Genomic DNA, 25,807 nt, shown 5'->3' with positions numbered 1-25,807 from the left:
GCGACTTAGAACATGTAACCGAAGCGCAAAGTCAAAAGAGTTCCCATTGTACTGCGGCTGATTTTATCGGCCATGTGCTTATAATCGGAATTATTTTCCTCGGAGTAGTAGGAAAGGGACTGGGACCGCAGGATATTGCTTTCGGTGGCACCGAGTTTGGATTGCGTGACGCTCATGGGAAACCCGAAGCCAATCCAGTCAACGCCCAGGTAAAGACCATTGGAGAATTTCCAGAGGTTGCCGATCAGAGCTTTGGTTTGCAGGGCCTGGCCGTTGTAGGAACCTTCCACTCGGGTGCCGTCGCTGGCATCGAATCCCCCGAGGTCCAGCACCATCCGGCGATAGCCAAAGCCTCCGCCGACATAGAAGGTACGGCCGATAAACCAGCGCAGTGTCACGGACGTTTCGGCGAGGGTAAAGTCAGCCTTGTAAATGAAATCCGCGTTGCTCAATTCGATATCATCCGTAAGGCTGGTCTGACCCTGGACATAGGCATAGCTCATCTCCACGCTTTCGCTGAGGGGCATGACCAGCTCCGCACCGGTGACCCCCGTTCCACCATGAACACCCAGCTGGGTGCCAAGACCAAAGCGCTGCTCGCGGGCGAACCCGGTTGCGGATAAAAACATCATAAGAGCAAGAGAAGCACGAAGCATGGGAATTTCCTTTATGAAAATGGTCAGGCTTTCCCATGACTCGGTGGCCATTGTTTTATTGCAGTTGGGAAGGGTGCAATGTCAGTTCACGCGAGGGGCAGGGCTCGGTCTTTGCAACATAAATCCCAATCAGGAGGTTTAACGTGGGCCGTTTCCATTCCTTCATGTTTGCGACAGGTATTGAAAATAGCTATCCGACGATAGGTAACCAGCGGGTTCGAATCGATCAGATGGACAAGTGTGGTCATTACAAACATTGGCGCCTCGACTTTGATCTGGTCGAGGAGATCGGCGTCTCGTGCCTCCGCTATGGCCCCCCCATTCACCGGGCCTGGCTTGGTGAAGGTCACTATGACTGGGATTTTGCCGATCTCACCTTTGCGGACCTCAAACGCCGCAATATTATCGTCATTGCGGATCTTTGCCATTTTGGAGTTCCGGACTGGATCGGTGACTTTCAAAACCCGGAATTTCCTGCGCTCTTCGCCCGCTACGCGAAGGACTTTGCCAGCCGCTTTCCCTGGGTGCAGCTTTATACCCCCATCAATGAAATGTATATTTGCGCGACCTTTTCGGCGTCGTATGGCTGGTGGAACGAACGGGGCACGACCGATCGCACCTTTGTCACCGCTTTAAAACATATCGTGAAGGCCAATGTTCTGGCCATGCATGCGATCCTGGACGTGAGACCGGATGCGATCTTCATCCAGAGCGAATCCACCGAGTACTACCATGCGGATAGCCCGGCGGCGATGAACCATGCGGAGTGCATGAATGCCAAACGCTTTCTGAGCCTCGATCTGAATTACGGCCGGCGCGTGGATTCCGAGATGTACGAGTACCTGCTGGATAACGGTATGACCTATGAGGAATACCATTTCTTTCTGGAACATCATCTGAAGCAACACTGCATCATGGGCAACGATTACTATCTCACCAATGAGCATCGGGTCAGTGCCGATGGCCTCAGCCGTCATGCCGGTGAAGTGTTTGGCTATGATGAGATCACCGAACAATACTACGAACGCTTTCTTCTGCCCGTCATGCACACCGAGACGAACCTTGCTGAAGGGCCAGATGGCAACGAAGCGGTGGACTGGCTTTGGAAACAGTGGGCCAACGTCCTGCAAATTCGCAACAAGGGGACACCGATCGTGGGCTTTACCTGGTACTCGCTCACCGATCAGATGGATTGGGATAGCTCCCTGCGCGAGGAAAACGGCCACGTGAATCCCTTGGGTCTTTATGATCTGGAGCGTCGCGTCCGTCCGGTGGGCAGGGCCTACAAAAAGCTCATCGAGGACTGGCGCAAGGTTCTGCCGACACAAAGCGTCTGTCTCACGGTTCCCGTGATTCCGCCGCAGTTCTATAACGGCTCATGCATCGGGCAGGATCGGCGGCATCAGACTCAAATTCCTGATAGCCCGGCGAATACCAATTTTTAAGGGCCTGTTTAACTGCAGTCAAAATGACTATTGGCACGTTTATTGTAATACTGGCTTCCGAAGTGCTCCGTCACTCTTTGAAGACAGGACAAAAACATGAACAAGCCAAACAAGATCGTTAAAAAAATATCGCCTCCCCTCTTTATCGCCCCGCTTTTCGATAGTCGTATGCTGAGTGAATTTGAGCGCAATCATCGTTCGTATGAAGAGGAAACCCGGGCGTTGGACAAAGTCATTACCAAGTATCTGGCCAGCCGCGTGGTTGACTTTCAGCGTAATGATGAAGCGATAACGGTTTGATCCGCTCGGGCTCAGGGCTCGAAAGCCAGTCGCTCGATGGCTTTGAACAGAGCCCTGGTCACCTGGCCCAGGCGTGGATAGTCAACCTTCTCGGGGGTATCCTCCTGAGTATGATAATAAGGATAACGGAAGGGCGCCGTATCCGTGATCATAAGAGCAGGATATCCTGCCTGCCAGAACGCCCAATGATCGGACCAGCCCACACCGGGCAACGACTCCATAAAAGCCCCTTTTTCAAATGGTATCGTCCGGGCCTCCTCAAAAGCCTTGGCCACCTGATTCAGAAGCTTGGACGATGAGCGGTTGGCGACGAGGCCAATAAAATTTCCCTTGTCCGGATAAACGAGATTCAAGGGGAAAGGATATTTCTGACTATCCTTTCGGTCCGAAAAATAGCCCATGGTTTCCAGGCTGAGCATGGCTTCAATTCGTTCGCCCTGTGCTTTGGCGCGCCTTGCATAGACGAGGCTGCCCATGGCCTCGCCTTGGAAGTAGGGCGGTTCTTCATTGACAAAGGCGACAAGCCGCAGCGTCTTGCGCGGTGTCCGGGTGGCAAAAGCCTCGGCCGCAGCCAGCAGAGCGGCAACGCCTGAACCGTTATCGTTGGCGCCGGGACAACCACGCACGCTATCGTAATGGGCTCCAATCACGATAATGGCATCCGGCTCCGTCTGACCTTTCCATTCCACTTCAAGGTTGGCGACTTCCTTGCCGTTGACCAAAAGAACCTGGCGCGCGACGCGTTGCCCGGCCGCCTCAAAACGCTGCACGATATAATTTTCGGCGGCTTTCAGGGCTTCATAACGATCCAGATTGCGCTCGCCGATCGTACCTGCGATGTGCGTTATGTCGTGGCGCAGACTGTTTTCCAAAGCCAACGGTGTCATGATTTTGCTCCTTCCTGTGAAGCTTCGAAACTACGCAGCCTCCCAATCCTTCAATGTGCCGCAAGCCAGGCATCCACCCAAGTCGTGGAATCATGCAGCTCCGATCGGCCGGTCTGACCTTGGCTGGTTTGCTTTTTGCAACCGGCAGGGCGTTGCGAAGAACATAAAGGAAGTTGAGATGAAAGATTGGAAAGCCTTCCTGAAGCGAATCAAGGATGAGGTTGATAATGATCGTATTGGATTGATCGCAGCCGCTGTTGCCTATTATGCTCTCTTTTCCATATTTCCCCTGCTGATCGCCACGGTTTCGATCTATGGTGTGTTTGCGGATCCGGTGGATGTTGCGCGTCAAATGGCGACGCTGGAGCAGTTCATGCCGCGCGATGCGTTGGGAGTCATCAATAATGAATTGAACGGCATCGTCCAGAATTCCTCGGGCTCGTTGGGTTTTGGTGCCGCCCTGAGTATTCTGATCACGCTGTGGACCGCTTCGAAAGGAACCAAGGTTCTCATGGAGGCGATGAACATCGCCTATAATGAAAAGGAAAAGCGCGGTTTCTTTCGTTTCAACTCGACGGCGGTGGGCTTGACCCTGGGGGCTGTGATCACCGTGGTGGTGGCTGTGGCTTCGATTGCGGTGCTGCCGCCGATTATGGATCTGGTGGGCCTCGGTGGATTGGCCAATACCTTGATTCGGGTTCTGCGCTGGCCGGTGCTGCTGCTTTTGTTTCTGACCGGGCTGTCCATTCTTTATCGTTTTGGTCCATCGCGTGACCACGTGAAATGGCGTTGGGTGTCAGCCGGCGGTCTCTTCACGACGCTGCTTATTCTCCTGGCGTCGGTCGGCTTTGCCTTTTATGTGGAACAGTTCGGGTCCTACAATAAAACCTACGGTAGCCTGGCTGGTGTCGTGGTGCTCCTCCTCTGGTTTTACATCGTATCCTATGCCGTGCTGCTGGGTGTGGAACTGAATGCTGAACTGGAAAAATCCAGCGACCGCGGCCGGCCGAATGCGCCGCCGTCCCGGAAACCAGGGCTTGTGGTCAAGACGGATCATGTCCCCGGTTGAGCTGAAAGAGAGACATTGCATGCAGTGTTTCCACGCCTCCCGGGTTATCCGGGAGGCCTCTGCCAAACAGACTAAATGCGGATGACGGTTTTAACCTTCGGCAGCCGTCCGACCCAAAAGAAGATCGGCGGCCTGCTTCCCACTCTGAACCGCTCCATTCATATAGCCTGACCAGTCGCTGCTGCAGTGCTCGCCGGCAAAGACGAGGCGTCGGTTCAATTCCGCTTCGCCGAAGGCTCCATATATCGTCGTATATTGCCCGGGTTTGCTGCAGGTGTAGGAGCCTTGTGTCAGCTTCTGGCTGGGCCAATGCATCAGCATGCGCTTGCCATCGAAGGCAGCCTTGGTGCCCGGAAAGATGCGATCGAGAAAATCGAGTGCCTGGACCTGCTGCGTCGGAGCAATCACCCGGCCGGATTCACCGCCCAGAAAACAGGTGACGATGCCGCGCGTTCCTTTCTGCCCGATGCTCGTGTCCCAGTACTCCTGTGCGGTCTGATCAGGAAGAAGGGAGAAGCCGCGGTGGACATTCGGATTTTTTTCCCAGGGCCGCTTTTGAAAGCCAAGCATCAGTTTGCTGTTGGTTCCAAAACCCCATTCGGCGATGGCCTGGCGTTTGACAGGACTGAGATCCACACCTTTCAGATCGATTTCCTTGAGGAGAGGGGCTGGCACAGCCAGAACCAGTCGCTTGCCTGTGACATCCACGGTTTTTCCGGAATGATCAAACGTCAGGGTGAAGTGCGTGCCCTGATCGCGCACGGCCATCAGCTTATGTTCGAAGGTAATCGGCACAGCCTCCGACACGGTTTTCGCCAGAGCTTTGGGCAGCGTCTCACTGCCCCCTTGAATACGTTTGGCCTCATCACTTTCACCGAAAATTTTGAAGCCGTCCGCAGTCCCGGGTTCGATCAGTACGATCATGTTTAATGCGGACTGCTGCGCCGCGTCCAGTCCATATTCACCGACATAGGCATTGCTGATCAGATCGGCCAGCCAGGCTTCGATACGGGAGGCTTTGATATATTCGGCGAGGTTCATGCGATCCAGCTCCTTGACACGAGCCGATTTCGCGAGTTCAGAATTGTAGGTTGGAACGGTCAATTCACCGTCCACCTGGAGGGCTTTGGCGTCTTCAATCAGGCGGGCCGCCAAAGGTTTGAAAGCGGCGATCACTTCCTTTTCCGAGCGCACTCTGTTCCGGCTGAAATACACTTCCTGCACCGGGAATTTTTCATCGACCGTGAGGTTTTCCACCCCAACGCCCAGGTCCGCACAAAGCTTGATCAGATCCTCATGCCCTGTGTCGACGAACTCACCACCGAGTTCACAGAACATGCCCTCGTCGTTGAATTTCTGCTCGGTAAACATCCGGCCGCCGACGCGCGCGGAACCTTCATAGATCGCGCTGCCGATGCCTGCCTTCGCCAGATAATAGGCCGCGGTCAGTCCCGCTGTTCCCGCACCGACGATGATCACATCACGGGTCGGTGCCCTCGCCTGAAGCTGCGAGCCCGGGGTCTGGCAGGCGGCAAGGGCCGGAATCCCGATACCGGCAAGACCCGCCTGGGTGAGGAAGCGCCGTCGTGTGATGGGATCGCGACTCCAATCCAGGATTTCATGAACCTGATGATCCTTGAGCTGATGTCTTTCCTGAAAAATGGCAACGTTCAGCATACGCGACAAACGCTTCAAGAGTCGGGTGCGCGGCATATTCTATCCTCATCCCGGGTTGATGAATTGTGGGCGACGACTCGCCCTTAACGAATTTTTTTCATCATAACATGCTTGATAGGATGGCGTAGAGCAAAAGCGGGCTGGGAAAAATAAGCAGGTTCCGCCCCGGCAGGAGAGGCGGAACGTTGGGCAGAAGTCGTTTCCGGTTAAAGAACGACGCGCGAGCCAGGTTCAGAAACCTGCTCCAGTACGTGACCGGCGATTTTGTGATCGGTATACTGGGAAAGGTCACCCAGCGAAACAATGCCAACCAGTTCCTTGTCGCGGTTGAGAACGAGAAGACGCCGAATCTGACGATCCTCCATAAGGCGAGCCGCCTCGGATACATCCTGATCTTCAAACAGATAGACGACCTCCTCGGTCATCACATCGCTGACCATGGTTTGATCGGGATGAAGACCTTTGGCGACAGCCCGAATCACGATGTCACGATCGGTCAGCATGCCTAAAACCTTTTTTCCATCACAGATGGGCAGCGAGCCGGTATCGAACACCCGCATTTTATCTGCAGCCTCCTGCAGGGGCGTATAAGGGGAAATCACTTCGACATTGGCAGTCATGATGTCTCTGAGAAGCATGGGTAACTCCTATAATGTCTTAAATACCCGGTTCCCCGGTTGTTGCAAACATGCGGATCTGTATCCACGACCCGTGGAGGCGTGCAAGTCCCATACCGATGTTGCAGGGATAGGGTGAGGCGGGGGCAGGCTCAGGAAATCAGACGAACATCTGGCCAGGTAATCTCTACGCGGCAGGCTGCCGCATAATGCTCGTGGACCACCTCGGAGCCGTAGAGTGCTTCGAGATGCATCAGCCCAAAATGATAGCGCGCGGCGCGGGTGAAATACTGACAAAAACCGGCATTCAACGCCGCCGAGCCTACGGCGCTCAAAATGGGAATTGATTTGGACAGAGCGCCGCGGAGCAGCGTGCGTTCCAGTGCGGGAACGAAAAGACCGACGAACTTCACCAGGGCTGGCAGAGTGCCGAGTTCCAAGGCCAGGAAAAGGTCCTTCAAGGAATGAGTGCTGATAAAAGCAGCCAGCTCGCGAATCAATCCGTGCCACGCGATACGCGCACTGAGATAGGCTGTGTCCATCGCATCATCGTTGCGGTTATGCGGGGATCCGAGAGTGAAAACATAGAGGCACTGCATTTGAATTTCAGATTGCCGCAAATCATGACCCCATTGCTGAGCCATGGACGAAATGCTGCGCAGAATCAGGCTGGTCGTCAGCGGCAGTTCCACCATGAGAGCCGCTGTACCGAGGGCCCCACCGATGGCTCCGGTTGTGGTCACCGCCGCGGTGTGTTTCCAGGCGAGACGCTGGGTCGCTTCAAGAATTCCCGGCCAGGATTGCGGTTTAATGTTTTGGTTCGGCAGAGTTTTGATGGCGGCCTGAAGCGCGGATCTTAAGGCCTGTTGAACAGCCTGCTTGACCAGCTGCTGAACCGGCTCGGGGAGATAACTTTGCAATTTGTCGAGCGGCCGACCGAGCCGATCGGTGGTCTGAATCAGGGCGGAAGGCTTTTCGAGAAATACCGCGGCTTCCTCGATAAAACGCTGGTGCTGTGGATTCAAGGTAGTATGCATGAGTCTCTCCCTTCCTCCCATCATACTCGGAGCAGGAGGCTTTTGCCAAGCGTGCGTACAAAGGGGGCAAATGCGGTGAAGAGCAGGGATATTTCAGGTCAATTGGGGTTTTTCACAAAGTCTTCACAGAAAATTGATCCAGACTCCGCATCTTAAGCTCCCCTTCTTTCGCGCCGAAAAGAAATATCAGTATCCCACGTATCATGTATTGAAGGATGAGTCATGGCATCAGCAGGGCTGGATGTGAGAAGGAGCCAATCCGGATTTTCGGGTTTGCTGCTGGTCTTTGCCATTCTGGGGGCCTGCCTTCTTGGTTTGAAATATGTGGGCCATCGTGCCGAGCAGGAAATGCGCGCCGAAGCCCATCGCGAATGGACCGTCGATAAGCTGAAAATCAAGGCAGCCCTGAAGGGGCAGAGCGACTGCAAGGCCATCAACTTCGAGACTCCCTGCACCGTGGGGACCAATATTCCTCTGCAAAAAAAATCAGGTGGTGTTCTGGTGGCGGCGGATGGCAGTACAAAAATAGGCCGCTGGAATGTGCAAATCGAGTGTGCCGCGAAAAGCCCGGCGGCTTATTGGGTCATGGTCGCAGTTCGTGACGGCGCCAATGCCTTTCACAAGGATCCTCTCACCCGAAAACCTTTGGGCTGGAGCGAGCTGGTGAGTTTGAAGGATGTTTGCGGGACCGGTTCGGCGGATATTGTGCTGCAGAAAAGCCAGCCCTGTTATGGGGGCATCCAGGGGACAGCGCCCCTGCCGCCGGAAATCGTCTCCCTCTCCGGCTGCAGCGATGCGAGTTGCAAGTATCACAATCTCTATTGTGGGGATAACCAGCGGGTGTTTCCCGACTGCCCCGTGGATTATCAAAGCACCTTTCGTTATGTGGATCGTTATGGTTGGGGCGGCATTGACTTCACCAAATATACGATATGCACCAAACTTTAGGATGACGTTGTGAAACTCAATCAACCGCCCTTCAAGGATAAGCACGAATCCGGCGCCGGCCTGGTGGAAGCCCTGCTGGCCTTGGGCCTGCTGGCGGCTGGGTCGGTGATACTGCTGAATATGATGAACAACGTTTCCAAAACCAGGCGCGCGGTGGAGCTGAAGGCTGATGCTACACTCCTGAAGAAAAACCTCCTCAGCGCCACCAACTGCAAGGTGATTCCCGGCTGTCAGGGTGATGAGCTGCGAGCCTTGACTGATTATGATGGTCAAGTCCTCGTGGCCGCCAACGGCACGACACAAGTCGGAGCCTGGACGGTTCAGGCGCGCTGCCAGCCGGATAAGAGCCTGGAGGTGCGCGTGGCTCTTCTGGATGCCAAAGGTCAGCCGATCAAGGACCCTCTGCGTGGCAAACTTATGGATTGGAACGCACCGGAAGGGGTTTTGATTGAAGCGGGCATTCTGTGTGGAATCGTGAGCCACGATGCGAATCCGGCCTTTACTGTCCAGCTTGGCCCGCTCTGCGAAAACTCGCAAGGCACCTGTCCCCCGCCACCGGAAAGTGCGCCCGATCCCAATGCTCCGGCCCGGATGTGTTGTGATGATGGGCGGGATGCTGCGAAACCGGTTTGTCCCTCTCCTGCGCAGGAACTGGCTTCCTACTGGGATCGTCAGGATGATTGGGGTTCCGGCGGCCAGTGGGTGGTCTTATGCCAATAAAAAAAATCGATCGCGCCAGTGGTATGAGTTTGCTTGAAGTCATGATCGGTCTCGGTGTGCTGGGAATTTTACTGCCCCTGGCCTATAAGCTGCTGATGAATTCCGGGCAGGTCGGTGCTCTTTCCGAGGACCGCTTGAATCTTCGCAGCGTGGCACGGACCGTTGAAAGTTTCGTGGACTGCCCCAATGTTCCGCCGACCTGTGTGCCGCAGCAGCTCATGGATCTTCCCAAGAGGAACGGAGGGATTCTGATCGCTGCCAGTGGACAAACCATGATGGGCGACTGGCGCGTGCGGGCTCTCTGTACGGGCGATAACCAATTTATCGTTCAAGTGGCCAAGGAAAATCCCAAGGGAACCTTTGCCAAGGATCCCGTCACAAAACAGGTTTTGGATTGGGATCATCCCAAAAGCACGCTCTTTGCAGAAAAAACGCTGTGTCCGAGTCAGCCGTCAGCACCTGCGGCTCCAGGGCTGGACCTGATTGAGGTCAAAGCCGGGACGAGCTGTCTTGTGACGAACAAAAGTCTGCTGCCCTGCAATCCCCCCACGCCACCCCTCTGCGATCCAGGTTATGAGTCTCTCGGCATGTCGATCGACACGTTCGGGGGTGATGATGACCCTGTCGAACTTGATGTTCTGGGGCAGCGCTGGATGCGTTACTGCGGAAAGATAAGCTCGCCTTAATATGTGAAGAACATAACAAATTTCCATGAAGGCCTGGCTTTCACACTGGATCTTTCAGGTCGCTTTTGATTTGATGCCTCCTCACTTCAATGTTCCTGAATGAGGAGGATTTTCATGCGCACCTTGTTCTGTATGTCCTGTTTGCTTTCCATGCCTTTGATGGGTCAGGTTCCCCTGATCGAGGCCCAGGTGGAGACCGATCCGATTCCAGCGGGTTTTTCGGATAGTGATGATGCTGCGATCTGGCGACAGCCCAGGAACCCTGAGAAAAGTTTGATACTTGGCACCAGCAAATATGAGGAGGACGGCCTGGGTGGTCTGGGTGTTTATGATTTGGAAGGTCGGCAGCTGCAGTTTTTTGCGGGCAGCAAATTGAATAGCGTCGATATCATCGGGAATCTGGCGGTAGCGACCAATCGCAGTGATATGGCTTTGGATATCTATCGTATCAGTCGCGGCAAGGTTCGATTTGCCGGGCGTGCGCCTCTTGTGGATGAGAAGGGGGACGCTTTTGAGCCTTATGGATTATGCCTGGCGGAGGGATCGGATGATGCTGAGGTGACTGTTTATTTGCCGACCAAATCGGGGATACTCTATCAATATACCCTGGATGAAAAGAATAAGGTGCGGTTGGAATCCACTCGGGACCTTGCGGCTTTGATCAAGCCGGAGCAGGATGAATTGATCAAAAGCATCGTGACCAAGGAAACGATCGCGGAAGGTGAGGAGGAGGAGCTGGAGGAAAATTTGGGCGAGCGTTTCATCCTGGAAGGCTGTGTCTTTGATTCGGAGACGGAGAAGCTTTATGTGGGGATGGAAAACTTTGGGATTTGGGAGATCGATACCGAGGAATCCGAGGCCAGGCCGGAGCTGATCATTCAGGTGCAGGGTTCATGGACGGATATCAAGGACTGGGAGAGTGCGGACAAGCCGCGGGTGACGGATGATATTGAAGGACTTGATATACTGCATGCGGATGGACGTTCCTATCTGCTGTTTTCCAGTCAGGGTATTTCGGAGTTTACGCTCTATGCCCTGGATGACGTCAAGTGGCTGGGCAATTTTAGAATAGCTTTCGGTTCGGATGCCATTACGCTGACGGATGGTCTGACCGTGAAGAGTGGGGATTTTGGTTCGGCTTATCCGGAAGGACTTCTGGTGGTGCATGATGATGAGAATACCGCCGCGGACGGATCGGTGGTTCATGGCAACTACAAGGTTGTCTCGTTGGCTGATATGTGGGATATTTTTGAGATTGATACTGATGAATAGATGAGTGAAGCCAACCGGTGTGGGCCGGTTGGCCTTTTGGAGAGTCAAGGCGTGACGTTCGATGAAACCCAAAAAGCTCTGTTCCATGAGACAGGAATTCTCTGCTTGAGAGGTCTCATTCCCAGGAACAGGACCCTCCCGGTCAAGGAACGCATTCTTGAGGAGCTTACGCGATTACGCTTGCGCGAAAACGGCAAATGGCAGACGAAAAAGCTCGAAAGCGTGTCTCTTTTTCAGGTCGCGACAAAGATCGGCCAGTTGCTTCGTCATCATCCCGCATTCGATGAGGTCATTCCCGGCGATCTGATCCGCGCCTTGAACGTTCTGGGAGGCTGCGAACTGTCTGCAGGCCAGGCCCACCCCCAAATCCTTGTCACGCCGCCGCAGAAAGCCGCGTGGTCGATTCCGGAAGTGGGCTGGCATGTGGATGTCGCGACCCGGGATGTGATCCCGGGCATTCAAGTCTTCGTGCTTTTGGACGATGTCGCGCCGCATGGCGGGGGCACGGTGGCGATCCAAGGCTCGCATCGCGCGCGTGATCTGGCACCGACGGCCGAGCGGGTCCTGGAGATGAGTGGCAAGGCTGGGGATGTCTATCTTATGGATATGCGTGTTGTGCATGCACCGTCCATCAATGCCACGAAAAATGCGAGGATGATGCTCACCGCGCGCTACCTCAATGGGAAGGCCCGGTCGTAAAGCTCGGAAGACGCAGAGTCTGGCGTTCAATGGAACAGCCCAAGCACCTCATAGGTCAGACCCTTGCCCATGGACCCGCCCCTTTGCGAGCTGAAGTACAGCCGATCGCCACTTGGACTAATGGCCGGGCCAGTGATTTCCGAGTCATCCTGATTCACGATTTGCAGGAGAGGAAAGACATCACCCGCGGGCCCGATCACACAGATCTGCATGTCGCCGCCATCCTCTGCCACCAGCACATGACCATCGCCCGTGATGGTAACATTATCAACGCCGCTGAGTATGGGGTTCTTCGCTGTCCGACGATCATAGATGACTGTGATCTGCTGCGTTTCAATCTCATACTGCCACACGCGATTGTCACCCTTGGTGGTGAACGTCACCCGTCCCTCGTGATACCAGATGCCTTCTCCCCCATCAAAAGCCGTGGCGTCGCGCACCTGGTAGCGCGTCGCCGTCTGACTCGATGAAGGGTTGGGCTGACTCACCCGCTGCCAGGATACAGTGCCCCCGTCCACGATAGCCACTTCAAGCCGCCCACGATCGAGGTCCATGCGACCCTGATTCACGGATTGCGGTGTATAACGATAGAAGCAGCCATCCCCGGTATCCTCCGTGAGATAAGCCTGCATGCGAATGGGATCGATCGCGACCGCTTCATGTTCAAAGAAACCCAGACCCTGTCGCAGCTCGGCACCGTTACCATAAATATCACATTCAAAAACGCGACCCCTTTCCACCTCCTCACAGGACAGCCAGGTTCCCCAGGGCGTGGCCCCTCCCGCACAGTTGTTATCGGTCCCACTGAGAATGGGATAGGCATCCACAAGCCGACCCACTCGATCAAACCGCAGAGCCCCCGCGCCACCCTTCCCATGATCGACTTCGGAGTTGGAAACATAAATCCAACCCCCATCCTCTGTCGGATAACAGGCCCCACCATCCGGAGCCTCATGCCAGAGGTGGCTGCTCAGGCGACCCTCCGCAAGACGGACCGCGCTGCCCGAGCTTGCAAGGGGGCGTGAGGAAAAGCCTCTGGGCAGCCTCAGGCCATGGATATCCGGCGCCTGAAGAGGCCCGATATGGCGAAGGCTCCGATAATCCAGCAGGGGACTTGCGGTGACAAGCGAACTGAGGCCGCCGCCGCCTATTCCGAGAAGACCGAGGCCGCTGATGGAATGACCCAGCCATTGACGTCGATTCACCCTAAGGTTTTTGAGTTCACGCATTGCACTCTCCGCGGTTCGTTTGAAGTCGGCCTATCGTAGAGCGCATTCTTGAATGGAAGAACAAGGCGGGAAAAAGAATCGAGGAAACTTCGGTTAAGATTGCGGGAAATTCACGCGCCACCCTGCATCCATAGGGCGGCGCACCGGATCAGTGGCCCGCGACAGGCAAGGATGGATCGAAGTGATGCAACAGATGCCCATCAACCTTCACCGGCAACTTGGAAGGCAGGTTGTCGAGTGTCAGGCTACGGTCGGGACGAACCTTAAGATTGCCCACACCGATGGCAGGATTCGCACAAACTTCACCGCCACACCAGGGAATCTTGACTTCAAAAAGGCCATCATAAGGCTGAATCGCGGTACGATCACCACAGATATAGCCTGGTTTCAACGTATAATGACCAGGTTCCGTGCCGATGGCCGGATCAATGACCGCTGCATAGGCACAGATCAGAGGATGGATTTCACTCTTCACCACAGCAAACGCAGCATAGTACTCGGCCCCATGGGTCAGGATCACAGCCTCGTCTGCATGCAGTGTGACTTCAAATTCCGGATGCTTAGCGAGTCGCTCAAAGATCCATTTTTCCCAATCCGGTGCTTTGCTGGCAGCCAGGGATTTTGCCGATACGATCAGGGACAGGGCAAGCCAAAGGATACGAGGCCATGCATTCATTGCAGACTCCTTCTTCATATGGGATAAAGTTGGACATTGAAACGAACAAGAGTATCCGGGTGCTGATGGTCCAGCTCCGCATGATAGGTCCGGAAATCCTGTTTAATTTTCTTGATGAATTCCCGATATTCACTGCGCTTCACCGTCAGGACCGAGCTATGGAAGATAACATCATCCCGCTGCTGCTGCAGAAGCGGCAGGCGGTCAATCCCTTCAGCAAAACTCTTCTTCAGATAAGCGATCTCCTGGGACGCGCTGTACTGTGCACTGAGAAAGGAAAAATCCTTGTCCGGGTTCACCATGAGGCGGTGGTCGGATTCAATAATCAGGCCTTTTTGCAAGAGAAACATGATGGAACGTTCCATCGTCGCGGCCGGCAGGATCGCGAGAATTTTCAGGAGATCACGCTGACTGGCTTTCTTATCGGGAAACAGGAAGAGACTCAGATAAACCAGGGACAGCGCATAGACATCGAAGTGATCCTCGACCGTCAGCGTCATGGAGCGGAAATTCCTCTCGAGAATATGGAGTTCTGCCAGAAGGTCCTCGCGCGTCTCCTGTGACTTCGCGTATTCCGTTTCCAGCAGAAGTTTTTTCTCAAGATAGCTTGCTTCAAAAGGTTCCAGATCCAGCGTCGCCACCAGAGGTTTGACAAAGCGCGCGCTGAGCTTTTTACGGCCTTTGAAAACATCAGTCAGATATCCGCGTGAGCTGAGTCCCACGCGGCGGGTCACGTAGTTTTTGGTGAAGGTGCTATTCTCCATTTTTTTCATAACGATCAATCTTTCCAAAGCTGGAACGCCAGGATGAGAAAGAAGTATGGACTGAACGATGGATGGCATAGGCACCGAAAGGGAAGGGGACCAGTTAAAGATTCCGCCCCTTTACTAGGCCAAGATCCGGCTTAAGTCAATGCCATGCTACACCAATGGATCAGCCTGAAGAGTAGGCCTGCCAACTGCGTCTGGGTAATTACCGCAGGATGACGAACTTCCTGGCAAGATAAGCCCTTAAAGTCTGGGTGCGACCGGTGGCTGGGTCAAACAGCGGAGTGCCGCCGGCATAAACGGTTCCCAGGGCATCGCAATAAATATTGAAGTTGCGCGCGGCCAGGTATTCCTCTTTGGTCACCCGACGGCCGGTGGTCTCGTCAAAGAGCGGTGTGCCGCCGATGTAAACTGTTCCCAGGGGATCGCAATATTGGTTGACGCCGCGGGCCCAGCGTTTGTTGGCCAGGTAGTCCTCGAGGCTGATGGATTCCCCTGTGGCTTCATTAAACAGCGGACTGCCGCCGGCATACATGGTGTCGATCGGCTCGCAGAACGTATTCAGCTGTTTTTGAGCCAGATAGTCTTCACGGCTGGTGAATTCCCCGGTGGCTTCATTGAACAGAGGGCTGCCGCCGGCATAGGCTGTGTCGATCGGATCGCAGTAAATGTTGAGGCCGACGCCCGTGGTGCCGGGACGGTGGCTTTGAGCGGACGCAACCGTTGCAAAGAGAGCCTGGGCAGCCAGGGCAAGACCGAAGGTAACGCGAGACATTTTCATAGGATTCCCTTTCCTTCATGGGAGTTCATCATGTGACGCCTTCTTCTCGCATAAACGCTCGACAGGTGACAGAACAGGTCCAGGCCGACCTTGAGTTTCTGTACACAAGAGGGGTACAGAAAATGTCATAATGGTCTTCATGACGCGGATGGGAAGGCTTGAAAAATGCAGAGGCTGCAATGTCAAAAAGGTTAAGGTATGGGCTTGCGCTCGCTCGTGTGGTGGCCTGGGGGCTGGCCCTCCCGGCCCTGCAGTATGGTTTGTTTCGGCTCTTTCTGGAGTTCAGGGGGGTTAGGATTCCGGCCGATCGTGTCGGCTATGCATCCCTGGGGCTCCTCGTGGCTCCCCTGCTGCTGGGGCTTTTTTTGGTGGGCCCCAGGTTACGCGGCGTCATGCAGTATCAGAACTTGACGCGGATCTGGGTATGGATTGCGGTTGGTGCAGGATGTTTGTCGGGAATACTTCTCGGCAATCTTTGCTCCCGGATCGTGAATTCCCTCTTCCTCAATGATTCTTCTTTGCAGGTCCTCGGGGAAACACGACTGCACCCCATGGAGTTCAGTTTCCCATCCATGAGCGACAGCCTCTTTCCCTGGTTTGTCATTGTCTTCGTTCCCATTCTGGAAGAAATCTGGTATCGGGAGTTGACCCTGACCCGGGCCTTAAAGGTTCTGAGTCCCTTCTCTGCCGTTACTCTCACGGCTCTCCTCTTCGCCATGGCTCACATGTTTTCCTCGCCCGATGTCCACCATTATCTTGCCCTGGCTTCCGGCATTTTTCCCACGGGGCTGGTGCTTGGACTTCTTCGCGCCCGCTATGGTCTGGCTGCGGCCATGCTGGGGCATAGTCTGCAGAACGCGCTGGGTCTTTATGTGGGGACGTTTCCGTTTCCTTGAAGAGGCCCTGGGTATTTAACCCAGCCCAAGGCGACGATCTAGTCGTTCTCTCCGCTTTCAGGCTAAGCATGAAGGCAGGCTCACGAGCGAGGGATGCATGAAGATCGTTATCCTCCGAGCGCTTTACCTTGGCGACATGCTCTGTTCCATCCCGGCCATGCGCGCGTTGCGCGAGGGCTATCCTCACGCATCGATCACTCTGATCGGCCTGCCGTGGGCCAGGGAATGGATTCGGCGCTATCCCAGGTATTTCGATGAATTCGTGGAATTCCCAGGCTATCCGGGTTTGCCGGAACGGCCTTTCGATGCCAGCGGATTTTTGTCGTTCCTCCATCAGGTTCAGGAGATGAAGGCTGACCTTGCCCTGCAGATGCATGGGACAGGATTGATCACCAACCCTCTTATTGGTCTGCTCGGTGCAAAAGAGGTCGCCGGCATGGTCAAGCCCGGACACTATCAGCCGCATCCCGAAACTTTTGTTCCCGTCGAGGACGATGAACACGAAATCCTGCGCCTTCTGCGGGTCGTGAAAAATCTCGGGATCGCAAACGTCAGCCCCGAACTGGAATTTCCTCTCTTTGAAATTGACAGAAAAGGTTTCCAGCAAAGAAGCTGGTTCCCTCAAATTCAAACAAACCCATACGTATGCATCCATCCGGGCGCCAGGTCCCGACACAAATGCTGGCCCCCGAAACAGTTTGCTGCCGTGGCGGATGCCCTGGCCGCCGAAGGTTTTCGCATCGTGCTGACCGGTGCCAGGGATGAGCGCGATATTATTCAAGCCGTGCAAGCGTCCATGTCGCACGAGGCCCTCGATACCGCCTCGGATCATATCCCGCTCGGTGAGCTGGCTCTTCTTCTGCAGCACAGCCGTCTGCTCATTTGCAATGATACCGGCGTCTCGCATCTCGCGGCCGCGCTGCGGGTGCCCAGTGTTGTCCTCTTTTCTGCAACGAGCCCTCAACGCTGGGCCCCCCTTGATTCCAAACGCCACGTGGCGGTGGACCGAACTGAGGACATGTCACCGGCCCGAATCACGACACAGGCCTTGGGACTTCTCGATGGGTGCGGTCATCTCCCTAATCTCACGGATTGGTAAAAGAGCGAGCCTGAGTGATATAAGGAACTTTTCTGTTACGAGGGGGAAGCCTGATGATTGGCAAGGATTACTTATTGATGAACGAAGGGCTCAGCATAAAAGTTCGACCCGATCTGGGAGGGCGTATCGACTCCTTTGTCGACAGAAAAACGGGAAAGGAATGGGTCTGGCATCCGCCTGGTTATGATGCCACAAAGGGCCGCACGTTACCGCGCGGCGCATCATTTGATGAAAACTGGACGGGCGGCTGGGATGAGGTCTTCCCGAGTGATGCGGCCGATCCTTTTCGTGGCCGCACGATGTACGATCACGGCGAATTATGGAGCCAGCCCTGGGAAGTTCAGGAATCCTCGCCCCTCGGGATTTCCATGTCCATGGAATGCGAAAGCATGCCCCTGACGGTGGAGAAAACCATAGTCCTGGAGCCCCAGGGAACGGAAGTCCTTATCAGGCATGCCCTGCGCAATCGAAGTGCCGAGCCGCAGGCCTACCTCTTCAAGCAGCATCCGGCCCTTGCCATCGAAGAGGGGGATGAGCTGCTCATGCCCGACTGCGAGCTTGAGCCCGTGGCGCTTGGATTCAGCATGATCGCGGGTTCGCCTGAACGCACGGCCTTCCCCTTTGTGAAGGATGCCGAAGGACGACCCGTGCGCATGGATAAAATGCGAGCCAAAGCCTCCTACAGTCGCGAATTCCTTTATGCCAGATACCTGAAGGACGGCTGGTGTGGAGTCCGCAATCCAGCCAGCCGCACGGAACTGATGTTTTCGTTCGCGACTCAGGACTTTCCCTATGTGTGGATTTTTTCCAGCTTCTCGGGCTTTCGGGATCACTATGTTTTGATCCTTGAACCCTGCACCAACATTCCCTTTGATCTTGAAACGGCTTTTCAGCAGGGAACCTCCGGCATTCTGCAGCCGCATGAAACCCGTGCGTTCGAAATGAAAGCTCGAGTCCAGACCTGGGAGTTGTGATGGAACTTCCGCGATTCGTCCAGATGGAACCTGTCGGGCAATGCAATCTACGCTGCCAGATGTGTCCCATTCAGTTTCGGCAGGACGGTCCACCCCATGGCCCGCCGGCGTTCATGGAGTATGCGCTCTTCACCCATCTCATGGAACAATTTCCCAGCATGGAGGAACTCCATCTGCAGGGTCTCGGTGAACCTCTGATGCATCCACGGTTCTTTGATATGGTGCGTTTCGCAGCCGGAAGGAACGTCAAGGTCTCGGTGAACACCAACCTCACGTTGTTCAACAGCTCCCGGGCCGAGGCCTGTATGACGAGCGGCCTCAGCCTCATGCATGTCTCGCTGGACGGTTCGACGGCCGCCACCTATGAACGCATCCGGGTGCGTTCCCGCTGGTCCACGGTTCTGAAGAATCTGGAACTCTTCACCAGCACCCAGGAGCGGTTTCAGGGGCAAGGTCCCGACCTGCATATTGTGATGGTGCTGATGAGGCAGAACCTTCACGAGCTTCCGGACCTGGTGCGTCTCTGCCAGCGGTGGCCTGTGAAACAGCTTTGGGTGCAGCACCTCTGCCATGATTATGGGGAAGGCTCCCTGCCCGCGCATTATCACAGCATGCGTGACTATGTGAACGAACAGACTCTGGAACGTGTGGAACCTGCTGTCATCGAGGAGGTCTTTGGCCGGGCGCGCGAGCGGGCGACCGAGGCGGGCATGTCCTTGCGCCTCCCGCGGATACAAAAGGAACGATACGCGGATGATGTCCCGGGAGACAAGCGTTGCGATTGGCCCTGGAAACGGGCCTATTTCAGCTATCGCGGTGACGCAATGCCCTGCTGCATGATCGCCACCCCGGATCGTTTTAACTTTGGACGCATTCGATCCGAACCTTTCGCCGCTCTCTGGCAGGGGAAGGCGTATGAAGCCTTCCGTCAACAGCTGGCCTCGCCTCAGCCTCCTGATATTTGCCGGTCCTGCGCTTCCTATACGGGAACGTTTTGAAACCTTCCATCAGGAAGCATGGACGCCCGTGTCCAATGCCGCAGCAGCCTCGAAGCGGTCGTCTGCATGAATTCGGGCTTTGCCATCCACCATTTCAATAATGGTGTCACAGAGCTCCAGCGTCTCCAGTCGATGGGCAATCATCAGAACCGTCCGGTCCTGACATTCCTCTTCAATGGTCTGCTGAATCAGGCTGTCCGTCAGCACATCCACACTCGCGGTCGCTTCATCCATCACAATGATGCGCGTATCAAGCAGGAGAGCCCGGGCCAGACAGAGCAGCTGGCGCTGCCCCAGGCTAAGGTTGCCTCCATTTTCCCTGATCTCCTCGTAGAGTCCTGAAGGCAGACGCTGCGCCCATTCCAAAAGATGAGCCCGCCTCAGAGCAGCCCAGATGTCCTGATCCGAAAAGCGTTCAAAGCGATCCAGGTTGCTGCGCAGCGTGCCCTGAAAGAGCAGGGGATCCTGCGGAATGATCGCAATGGAACGGCGCAGGCGATGCAGGGGAATCGTGGCCGTATCCACGCCATCGATCAGCACGCGCCCACTGCAGGGATTGATGAAGCGGAAGAGAGCCTGGAGCAGCGTGCTTTTACCCGCCCCGGTCCGGCCGATAATTCCAACCTTTTGTCCCGGCTGGATTTGGAAATTGCAGTTCTTCAGAATCAGTGGCTGATTCGCCGCGTAGCGAACGCTTACATTCTCAAATTCCACAGCACCCTTTTGAGGCCACTGTGCATCCCCTGTGACGGGAGAATCCACGGCGGGACTATCCTGTTCGGCTTCCAGCGACTGAAAATGCTGAAGGCGCTCCACGCTTATCATATTGGATTCGACTGTGGTGAAACTGCGAATCGCACTATTCAGATGATCCCAGAGCCTTGTGCCATAGACCAGAACGAGACCGGCAATACCGGGGGCCAGGCGTCCCGCCGAAGCCAGGAGCAGTATCGTTGAGACAAGGCCAAAGGACAGAAGCCCGCCCAGCAGGGGGACGCGAACGGAGAACCAGCGATTCAGCAGGACGGTGCCGTAAAACCCTTCCTGAAACTGTCTGAAGAGCGTTTGATAACGAGCTGTGAACGTGGGCGCCTGATCATGGGCACGAATGATCGCGGTGCATTGCAGCGTTTCCTTGAAAAAAGCCAGACGGGGCGAGCGGGCCATCGAAAAAATACGCTGGGCGTCGCGGCTGGCTTTCCGGTAATCCCTTTGAAAGCGATGGTAAATGAAGAGGGCCGGGGCGATCACCAGGGCCAGAATTGGCAGGTTGATCAGAAGAAGCAGAAGAGCGGCACAGGCATGAAACACTGGGACCAGCGTTCGCTCCAGATTCCAAGCCACCTCGCGCTCCACCGCATCCACGTCACGCGAAAAGCGGTTCAGAATGCGTCCACCGGGAGTGCTATCAAAAAACGCCAGAGGCGCCCGCAGAACCGCCGAGTACGCCGCATCATGCAGGCGAATGCCGGCAATCAGGGATCGTCTCAGCCAAAGCATTTGCTGACCCACGGCGGCGATAATCGTCAGAAGGCCCAGGGCCCCCCAGGCGAGCAGAGCGCCGGGCGTTTGCTGAATGAACGACGGCAGAAGTGACCATAAATCATGCGGCACAGGTCGCGTCGCGTGATAGTGATCCGACCAGAACGCCAGCCAGGTGTTTTGCAGCAGAGGCAGACCAATGCTCAGGAGACTGACCATCAGCATCAGACAGGCCATCCCCACGAAATGTCCCCGGCGGGATTGCAGCAGGGCCTTGAAATAACTTTTATAGACCGTTCCTTGAACGGCACCAAAAGCCCGATCTTCATCCTGCGTGATGCGCGTCTCCGTGGAATCGGCAGAGGGGGCCGCTGCGTCCCGGGTTGCTGCAGGCTCCTCGGTATCCTCATCGCTGGTGTGGCCCTGCTGCGCGTCGTTATAAAAGTCGCGAAAGGCCTGGTTATGGATGAGCAGTTCCGCGACCGGTCCATTGCCGATGATTCGTCCATCCATGATAAAGAGAACGCGATCAAAACGGGCGAGGTGCCGCAGACGATGGGTGACGACCAGGCGCGTTTTCTTCTGCCAGAGGCCAAAGATGAGCCGACGCATCAGCTGGTCTTCCGTGGCAAAGTCGACAGCAGAAATGGCGTCATCGAGCAAAACCACCTGGGGATCCAGCAGGGCCGCACGGGCCAGGTTCACACGCTGCTTTTGTCCTCCGGAGAGATTCAAACCCTGTTCGCCTATTTCAGCCTGCAGGCCACCGCGCAGGCGTTTGATGTCCGGTCCCAGACAGGCGGCGTGGATGGCCTTATCCAAGGCATGGGTATCGACCAGTTTATGTCCAAGGCAGAGATTATCCTGCAGCGTGGCATTCAAAAGGCAGGGCGTTTGCGGTACATAAGCGACATGAGGCTTGTGACCGGCAGGCAGGCCATCCCAGTTCATCTGACCTTCAACAAGGGCAATCTCCTTCAAAGCTCCGAGCAGGAGACTCGACTTTCCACTGCCGACCGGTCCGATGATGGCGACCGCTTCGCCGGGTTGAATGCCCAGGTTGATATCCGTGAGAACGGGCTGATCAGCGTCCCGGTATTGCCAGGAGGCCTTGCGAAAGGTCAGGCCCAGGGGACCTTTGTAGCGTTGGCCCTGCGGAGCCGTTTCCGCAGCCCTGCCATCACTCAGGAATCGGGAAATGCGCCCGGCACTGACCCGTGCGGCGCTTAAAATGGAAACCGAGTCGGTAAGGTTGCCAACCAGTCCATCAAGCATTCCAAACAGGGCAAGGCTCGAGAAAATGACGGCCGCATCCAAAGCGCGACCCGATTGCCAGGCGGCTCCAAAGGACACGAGACCGACCAGAAGACTGCTGCTCATGCAGATAAAGAGCGCGAGGCTATTGCTGCGAAAAAGGCGCCAGCGGGCGTCGGTCTCTTTTTTGCGAATGGCCTGCGTCTCGGCCAATATCCGGGGTTCCCAGGCAAAGTATTTGACGATCCGGATACCGGAAAGAACCTGGGACACCAGGGAAACGCGTCGATCCCGATTTCCCATGATTTGTCCATCAAGGCGAATGAAGTTCCGAATCAGAAAGCGCGACAGGGGAGCTGTGATGCCCAGAACAGACAGACCGAGAACCGCAGCCCATCCCAGAAGATCGATCAGCATCCATGAGGTCGCCAAAACCATGAAGGCCTTGAGCGAGACTTCCACCAAATCAATGAAACCGCGGCCCAGGGTTTCGGCATCCATATTCATGAGATTGACCAGGTCCCCGGTCGTCTGCTTGTGCTGGTTGCAGCGCGTCAGCGTCAGGCCATGCTGGTAAATTCTGAGATTCAGGCCACTCATGATGTGCATTAAAAACTTCTGGCAGGCATGCAGATAGTACTGCTGCAGAAGGCCTGTCAGCGCTGAGACCAGGCAAAGGAAAAAGCCGGCCGCCAGTCCCAGGGAGAGTTGAAGATCGCCCCGCGCCGCCTGGTTGACGAAATCAACCAGACGGAAGATGAGCAGCGGGATGGACAGACTACAGAGGGCCGAAAACAGCCCCAAAAGAGCGGCCGTGCCGATGTCTTTTTTCATGATGTCAAGGATATGAAGAATAAGCTGCGAGCCGCTGCCAGCCTTCACATCGGAAAAGGCCTGGGGGAAACGATCGCTCTTTGCGGGCAGTTCAGGCAAATCGGACGGATCGAGTGGCGTCTGGCGTGCTTTTTTGATGAGGTCTTCAGCTTGAGTAAAAAACAAAGAACCGAACAGCGAATAAACGCGTTGAAGCATGGCTTTCCTTGCAGGAACGGTGGACACAGGAAGAATAAAGAACGTGGAAATGAGGAGGAGAAGACCGAACAACAGAAGTTGCCCAGCAGGAGCCAAATTCAGCAGGTCCGGCTTGCTGTTTAAAAATTAAGCAAGGTCCTCATTGCCGTTGCGTTGCGAGTGTAAATCCAATAGTGCACAAAAACTATCAGAATCTTTTTCGAGCCACCTCATTTTTTCCAACGGCATATTTCGCTGCGATATCTTGAGGATTCATTTTCTGCAGACAATCAACGTAAAGTGCCTACTGAAGCAATTCAGCGAGAGGTCTATGTGCGGTCACTCAAGATTTTCACCTGGCATGTTCATGGCAGTTACCTCTACTACCTCGCGCACATCCCTCATGAAATTTTCATTCCGGTGAACAGGGATCGATCCGGCTTCTGTATCGGCCGAACACCAAGCTATCCATGGCCTGACAACCTGAAAGAGGTGCCTCTCGAAAGCGTGAGGGATCTCGACATCGATTGCATCCTTTACCAGCAGGCTGGAAATTTTCGTGACGAGGGACCGCGTATTTTCTCCGATCGGCAATTGCGCCTGCCTCAAATATTTTTGGAGCATGATCCACCCCGGGAACATCCGACGGATACCAAACATCCGGTGGATGACCCGGAAATCCTGATCGTTCATGTCACGCCCTTCAATCGTCTGATGTGGGACTGCGGGCGTTCGCCGACCCGGGTGATTGAACATGGAGTGAAAGCCCCGCCTGATATTTCCTATCGTGGCAATCTCGAACGCGGGATTGTGGTCGTCAATAACATGCAAAAGCGGGGACGACGTCTTGGACTCGATATTTTTCAGCACGCGAAAAGCAGGGTGGACCTCGACCTCGTGGGGATGGGGTGGAAGGAAGCGGGAGGCATCGGTGAGATCAGGCATGCCGATCTTTTTGCCTATCAATCCCACTATCGCTTTTTCTTCAACCCGATTCGCTACACAAGCCTGGGTCTGGCTGTTTGCGAAGCGATGATGATCGGCATGCCCATCGTCGGTCTCGCCACCACGGAAATGGTCACGGTGGTTGAGAATGGGCGGTCCGGATACATCGACACCGACGTGGATCGGCTCGTTGATGCCATGAGACATCTGATTCAAACCCCAAAAGAAGCCGAACGAATGAGCAGGGAAGCCCGGCAGGTGGCTTTGGAGCGTTTTGCCCTGGGACGCTTCATTCGCGATTGGTGTGAAACGCTGGCTGACGTAACCGGTCACAGCTGGGCCCGGCAGCCGACAGGTCAAGCTCTTTACGAGGAGAAGTTGGAGTGGCAAGGCGCATAGCTATCATCAGTGAGCACGCATCACCGGAAGGAATCCTGGGAGGAGTGGATCAGGGAGGGCAGAACCTTTACGTGGCTCAGGTCGCCCGCCATCTGCGGGCTCTCGGTCATCATGTGGATATCTTCACCCGGCGCGACGACGAGCGCAAATTGGAAGTGGAAGTCCTCGACCGCGGGATTGGGCTCATCAATGTTCCGGCAGGCCCGGCCCGCTGGATTCCCAAAGAGGACCTCTACCAGTACATGCCTCAGTTCACCCTCTATATGCTGAAGTTCTGCAAGGCTCAACGCAAGCGCTATGATTTGATCCACGCCAATTTCTGGATGTCAGGTCTCGTCGCGGCGGATCTGAAACAAATCCTCAATATACCCTTTGTGATCACATTTCATGCCCTGGGTCGCGTCCGACGCCTTTACCAGGGTGATCAGGATCTTTTCCCGGATGTTCGCTTCGAGGTCGAGGATCGCATCGTGGCCGAAGCGAATCAAATCGTCGCAGAGTGCCCACAGGATCGTTCCGATCTGATCAGTTTCTATGAGGCGGATTCCCATCGCATCACCATGGTTCCGTGTGGGTTCGATCCCGAGGAATTTCAGGTTCAGGATCGGGAGATCGCCCGGCAGGTGATTGGAGTTAAACCTGACATCCCCACGGTCCTGCAGCTGGGCCGTCTGGTCCCGCGAAAAGGAGTCGATCAGGCCATCCGTGGCTTTGCGCATTTCGTCCGGCGCTGGAAAAAGGATGCGCAGATGCTGATCGTGGGCGGTGAATCCGAGGCACCTGATCCGGTACTGACGCCCGAAATCGGCCGGCTGCAAACCATCGCGGCGGAGGAGGGCATCGAGGACAAGGTGATTTTTTGCGGGCGGAAATCCCGGAAGGAAATTGTCACCTATTTCAGTGCGGCCGACGTGTTCGTCAGCACACCCTGGTATGAACCCTTCGGCATCACGCCGGTGGAGGCCATGGCCTGCGGCAAACCTGTGGTCGGCTCGCGCGTGGGTGGCATCAAATATTCCGTGCAGGACGGCAGGACAGGATTTCTGGTTCCCCATGATGATCCCGAGGCCATAGGCGACCGCCTGAGTCTGCTCTTTGAGCACCCGGAGGATCTCCTGATCATGAGCCAGAGGGCTCGAACGCGCGCCTACCATTATTTTACCTGGCAGAAGGTGGTGGAGCAGTTGAGTCGCATGTACGAAAACGTCATTTTCGAAGGCATGCAGTCCAAGTCCTTTCATAAGCAAAGAGCGAAGTCTGACTTCATACGCTTTTAGGAGAAG

Annotated in this window: 24 protein-coding genes; 14 read left to right on the top strand and 10 right to left on the bottom strand. The window is 55.3% G+C overall.

The features are described from left to right. Window positions 1-5 precede the first annotated feature (5 nt). Window positions 6-656 (bottom strand): hypothetical protein, encoded by a 651-nt coding sequence (locus tag OLTU_RS25615; protein WP_141735575.1) that lies wholly within the window; start codon window positions 654-656, stop codon window positions 6-8. Window positions 657-820: 164 nt separating this feature from the next. Between OLTU_RS25615 and OLTU_RS25610 the strand changes: the two genes are divergently transcribed. Further along, a complete protein-coding gene (locus OLTU_RS25610) occupies window positions 821-2,101 on the top strand; it encodes a family 1 glycosylhydrolase (protein ID WP_141736867.1) in 1,281 nt (426 codons plus the stop codon). Between the two features lie 96 nt (window positions 2,102-2,197). Continuing rightward, entirely contained in the window at window positions 2,198-2,401 is a 204-nt protein-coding gene (locus tag OLTU_RS25605; RefSeq protein ID WP_141735574.1) for a hypothetical protein, read from the top strand. An 11-nt stretch (window positions 2,402-2,412) separates the two neighbouring features. On the opposite strand, the gene OLTU_RS25600 is transcribed toward OLTU_RS25605, so the two are convergent. Next, on the bottom strand, window positions 2,413-3,288 hold the full coding sequence (locus OLTU_RS25600) for a M28 family peptidase (RefSeq protein ID WP_141735573.1): 876 nt from the start codon (window positions 3,286-3,288) through the stop codon (window positions 2,413-2,415). Between the two features lie 178 nt (window positions 3,289-3,466). Between OLTU_RS25600 and OLTU_RS25595 the strand changes: the two genes are divergently transcribed. Next, window positions 3,467-4,357 carry a YihY/virulence factor BrkB family protein gene (locus OLTU_RS25595; RefSeq protein WP_176736963.1) on the top strand — a complete coding sequence of 297 codons (891 nt, stop codon included), beginning with the start codon at window positions 3,467-3,469 and terminating at the stop codon, window positions 4,355-4,357. Window positions 4,358-4,447: 90 nt separating this feature from the next. Here OLTU_RS25595 and OLTU_RS25590 read toward each other — a convergent pair whose 3' ends face one another. From OLTU_RS25590 to OLTU_RS25580, 3 genes are all read right to left on the bottom strand, one after another. Next, the gene (locus OLTU_RS25590; RefSeq protein WP_141735571.1) at window positions 4,448-6,070 is read right to left on the bottom strand and encodes a flavin monoamine oxidase family protein; all 1,623 of its coding nucleotides are present in this window, start codon (window positions 6,068-6,070) and stop codon (window positions 4,448-4,450) included. Between the two features lie 170 nt (window positions 6,071-6,240). Then, window positions 6,241-6,672, bottom strand: a complete 432-nt coding sequence (locus OLTU_RS25585) for a CBS domain-containing protein (protein WP_141735570.1) — start codon at window positions 6,670-6,672, stop codon at window positions 6,241-6,243. A gap of 131 nt (window positions 6,673-6,803) precedes the next feature. Beyond that, the gene (locus OLTU_RS25580) at window positions 6,804-7,688 is read right to left on the bottom strand and encodes an EcsC family protein (protein WP_176736962.1); all 885 of its coding nucleotides are present in this window, start codon (window positions 7,686-7,688) and stop codon (window positions 6,804-6,806) included. A 222-nt stretch (window positions 7,689-7,910) separates the two neighbouring features. Between OLTU_RS25580 and OLTU_RS25575 the strand changes: the two genes are divergently transcribed. The 5 genes from OLTU_RS25575 (at window position 7,911) to OLTU_RS25555 (ending at window position 12,013) form a co-directional block, all read left to right on the top strand. Next, window positions 7,911-8,636: a hypothetical protein gene (locus OLTU_RS25575; RefSeq protein WP_141735568.1), complete on the top strand. Its 726-nt coding sequence runs from the start codon at window positions 7,911-7,913 to the stop codon at window positions 8,634-8,636. A gap of 9 nt (window positions 8,637-8,645) precedes the next feature. Then, entirely contained in the window at window positions 8,646-9,356 is a 711-nt protein-coding gene (locus OLTU_RS25570) for a hypothetical protein (protein WP_141735567.1), read from the top strand. Then, on the top strand, window positions 9,347-10,042 hold the full coding sequence (locus OLTU_RS25565; protein WP_141735566.1) for a type II secretion system protein: 696 nt from the start codon (window positions 9,347-9,349) through the stop codon (window positions 10,040-10,042). Before OLTU_RS25570 ends, OLTU_RS25565 begins: the two co-directional genes overlap by 10 nt. A gap of 114 nt (window positions 10,043-10,156) precedes the next feature. After that, window positions 10,157-11,314: a phytase gene (locus tag OLTU_RS25560; RefSeq protein WP_176736961.1), complete on the top strand. Its 1,158-nt coding sequence runs from the start codon at window positions 10,157-10,159 to the stop codon at window positions 11,312-11,314. 105 nt (window positions 11,315-11,419) lie between these two features. Further along, complete coding sequence (locus OLTU_RS25555) at window positions 11,420-12,013, top strand: phytanoyl-CoA dioxygenase family protein (protein WP_218110262.1); 594 nt, start codon at window positions 11,420-11,422, stop codon at window positions 12,011-12,013. A gap of 26 nt (window positions 12,014-12,039) precedes the next feature. Here the strand turns inward: OLTU_RS25555 and OLTU_RS25550 are convergent, their stop codons facing one another. The 4 genes from OLTU_RS25550 to OLTU_RS25535 form a co-directional block, all read right to left on the bottom strand. Further along, window positions 12,040-13,242, bottom strand: coding sequence for an alkaline phosphatase PhoX (locus OLTU_RS25550; protein ID WP_141735563.1), 1,203 nt, complete (start codon window positions 13,240-13,242; stop codon window positions 12,040-12,042). A gap of 148 nt (window positions 13,243-13,390) precedes the next feature. Beyond that, on the bottom strand, window positions 13,391-13,918 hold the full coding sequence (locus OLTU_RS25545) for a hypothetical protein (RefSeq protein WP_141735562.1): 528 nt from the start codon (window positions 13,916-13,918) through the stop codon (window positions 13,391-13,393). Between the two features lie 14 nt (window positions 13,919-13,932). Continuing rightward, on the bottom strand, window positions 13,933-14,691 hold the full coding sequence (locus OLTU_RS25540) for a TIGR02147 family protein (RefSeq protein WP_176736959.1): 759 nt from the start codon (window positions 14,689-14,691) through the stop codon (window positions 13,933-13,935). A gap of 199 nt (window positions 14,692-14,890) precedes the next feature. After that, the gene (locus tag OLTU_RS25535; protein ID WP_141735560.1) at window positions 14,891-15,466 is read right to left on the bottom strand and encodes a hypothetical protein; all 576 of its coding nucleotides are present in this window, start codon (window positions 15,464-15,466) and stop codon (window positions 14,891-14,893) included. 179 nt (window positions 15,467-15,645) lie between these two features. Here OLTU_RS25535 and OLTU_RS25530 point away from each other — a divergent pair, with 179 nt between their 5' ends. The 4 genes from OLTU_RS25530 to OLTU_RS25515 all read left to right on the top strand — a co-directional run bounded on the left by OLTU_RS25530 (window position 15,646) and on the right by OLTU_RS25515 (window position 19,433). Continuing rightward, entirely contained in the window at window positions 15,646-16,362 is a 717-nt protein-coding gene (locus OLTU_RS25530; RefSeq protein ID WP_141735559.1) for a CPBP family intramembrane glutamic endopeptidase, read from the top strand. Between the two features lie 97 nt (window positions 16,363-16,459). Beyond that, entirely contained in the window at window positions 16,460-17,461 is a 1,002-nt protein-coding gene (locus OLTU_RS25525) for a glycosyltransferase family 9 protein (RefSeq protein ID WP_141735558.1), read from the top strand. Window positions 17,462-17,538: 77 nt separating this feature from the next. After that, window positions 17,539-18,435, top strand: a complete 897-nt coding sequence (locus OLTU_RS25520; protein WP_218110261.1) for an aldose epimerase family protein — start codon at window positions 17,539-17,541, stop codon at window positions 18,433-18,435. Next, window positions 18,435-19,433 (top strand): radical SAM protein, encoded by a 999-nt coding sequence (locus OLTU_RS25515; protein WP_141735556.1) that lies wholly within the window; start codon window positions 18,435-18,437, stop codon window positions 19,431-19,433. Before OLTU_RS25520 ends, OLTU_RS25515 begins: the two co-directional genes overlap by 1 nt. Before the next feature lie 9 nt (window positions 19,434-19,442). Here the strand turns inward: OLTU_RS25515 and OLTU_RS25510 are convergent, their stop codons facing one another. Further along, window positions 19,443-23,201 (bottom strand): ATP-binding cassette domain-containing protein, encoded by a 3,759-nt coding sequence (locus OLTU_RS25510; RefSeq protein ID WP_141735555.1) that lies wholly within the window; start codon window positions 23,199-23,201, stop codon window positions 19,443-19,445. A gap of 312 nt (window positions 23,202-23,513) precedes the next feature. Between OLTU_RS25510 and OLTU_RS25505 the strand changes: the two genes are divergently transcribed. Next, a complete protein-coding gene (locus OLTU_RS25505; RefSeq protein WP_141735554.1) occupies window positions 23,514-24,524 on the top strand; it encodes a glycosyltransferase in 1,011 nt (336 codons plus the stop codon). Continuing rightward, window positions 24,509-25,801 (top strand): glycosyltransferase family 4 protein, encoded by a 1,293-nt coding sequence (locus tag OLTU_RS25500; RefSeq protein WP_141735553.1) that lies wholly within the window; start codon window positions 24,509-24,511, stop codon window positions 25,799-25,801. Before OLTU_RS25505 ends, OLTU_RS25500 begins: the two co-directional genes overlap by 16 nt. The last annotated feature ends 6 nt before the right edge of the window (window positions 25,802-25,807 follow it).

Source organism: Oligoflexus tunisiensis, from assembly GCF_001748245.1.
Taxonomy (GTDB): Bacteria; Bdellovibrionota_B; Oligoflexia; order Oligoflexales; family Oligoflexaceae; genus Oligoflexus; species Oligoflexus tunisiensis.
Note: the sequence above shows the minus strand (reverse complement) of the source record. Positions and strands in the feature narration are given on the sequence as shown.

Coding starts and splice junctions, on each gene's coding strand:
- OLTU_RS25520 (WP_218110261.1), top strand. CDS start 17,539: ATGAACGAAGGGCTCAGCATAAAAGTTCGACCCGATCTGGGAGGGCGT.
- OLTU_RS25560 (WP_176736961.1), top strand. CDS start 10,157: ATGCGCACCTTGTTCTGTATGTCCTGTTTGCTTTCCATGCCTTTGATG.
- OLTU_RS25595 (WP_176736963.1), top strand. CDS start 3,467: ATGAAAGATTGGAAAGCCTTCCTGAAGCGAATCAAGGATGAGGTTGAT.
- OLTU_RS25575 (WP_141735568.1), top strand. CDS start 7,911: ATGGCATCAGCAGGGCTGGATGTGAGAAGGAGCCAATCCGGATTTTCG.
- OLTU_RS25510 (WP_141735555.1), bottom strand. CDS start 23,201: ATGCTTCAACGCGTTTATTCGCTGTTCGGTTCTTTGTTTTTTACTCAA.
- OLTU_RS25530 (WP_141735559.1), top strand. CDS start 15,646: ATGTCAAAAAGGTTAAGGTATGGGCTTGCGCTCGCTCGTGTGGTGGCC.
- OLTU_RS25550 (WP_141735563.1), bottom strand. CDS start 13,242: ATGCGTGAACTCAAAAACCTTAGGGTGAATCGACGTCAATGGCTGGGT.
- OLTU_RS25590 (WP_141735571.1), bottom strand. CDS start 6,070: ATGCCGCGCACCCGACTCTTGAAGCGTTTGTCGCGTATGCTGAACGTT.
- OLTU_RS25600 (WP_141735573.1), bottom strand. CDS start 3,288: ATGACACCGTTGGCTTTGGAAAACAGTCTGCGCCACGACATAACGCAC.
- OLTU_RS25525 (WP_141735558.1), top strand. CDS start 16,460: ATGAAGATCGTTATCCTCCGAGCGCTTTACCTTGGCGACATGCTCTGT.
- OLTU_RS25610 (WP_141736867.1), top strand. CDS start 821: ATGTTTGCGACAGGTATTGAAAATAGCTATCCGACGATAGGTAACCAG.
- OLTU_RS25535 (WP_141735560.1), bottom strand. CDS start 15,466: ATGAAAATGTCTCGCGTTACCTTCGGTCTTGCCCTGGCTGCCCAGGCT.
- OLTU_RS25615 (WP_141735575.1), bottom strand. CDS start 656: ATGCTTCGTGCTTCTCTTGCTCTTATGATGTTTTTATCCGCAACCGGG.
- OLTU_RS25565 (WP_141735566.1), top strand. CDS start 9,347: ATGCCAATAAAAAAAATCGATCGCGCCAGTGGTATGAGTTTGCTTGAA.
- OLTU_RS25605 (WP_141735574.1), top strand. CDS start 2,198: ATGAACAAGCCAAACAAGATCGTTAAAAAAATATCGCCTCCCCTCTTT.
- OLTU_RS25580 (WP_176736962.1), bottom strand. CDS start 7,688: ATGCATACTACCTTGAATCCACAGCACCAGCGTTTTATCGAGGAAGCC.
- OLTU_RS25545 (WP_141735562.1), bottom strand. CDS start 13,918: ATGAATGCATGGCCTCGTATCCTTTGGCTTGCCCTGTCCCTGATCGTA.
- OLTU_RS25540 (WP_176736959.1), bottom strand. CDS start 14,691: ATGAAAAAAATGGAGAATAGCACCTTCACCAAAAACTACGTGACCCGC.
- OLTU_RS25515 (WP_141735556.1), top strand. CDS start 18,435: ATGGAACTTCCGCGATTCGTCCAGATGGAACCTGTCGGGCAATGCAAT.
- OLTU_RS25585 (WP_141735570.1), bottom strand. CDS start 6,672: ATGCTTCTCAGAGACATCATGACTGCCAATGTCGAAGTGATTTCCCCT.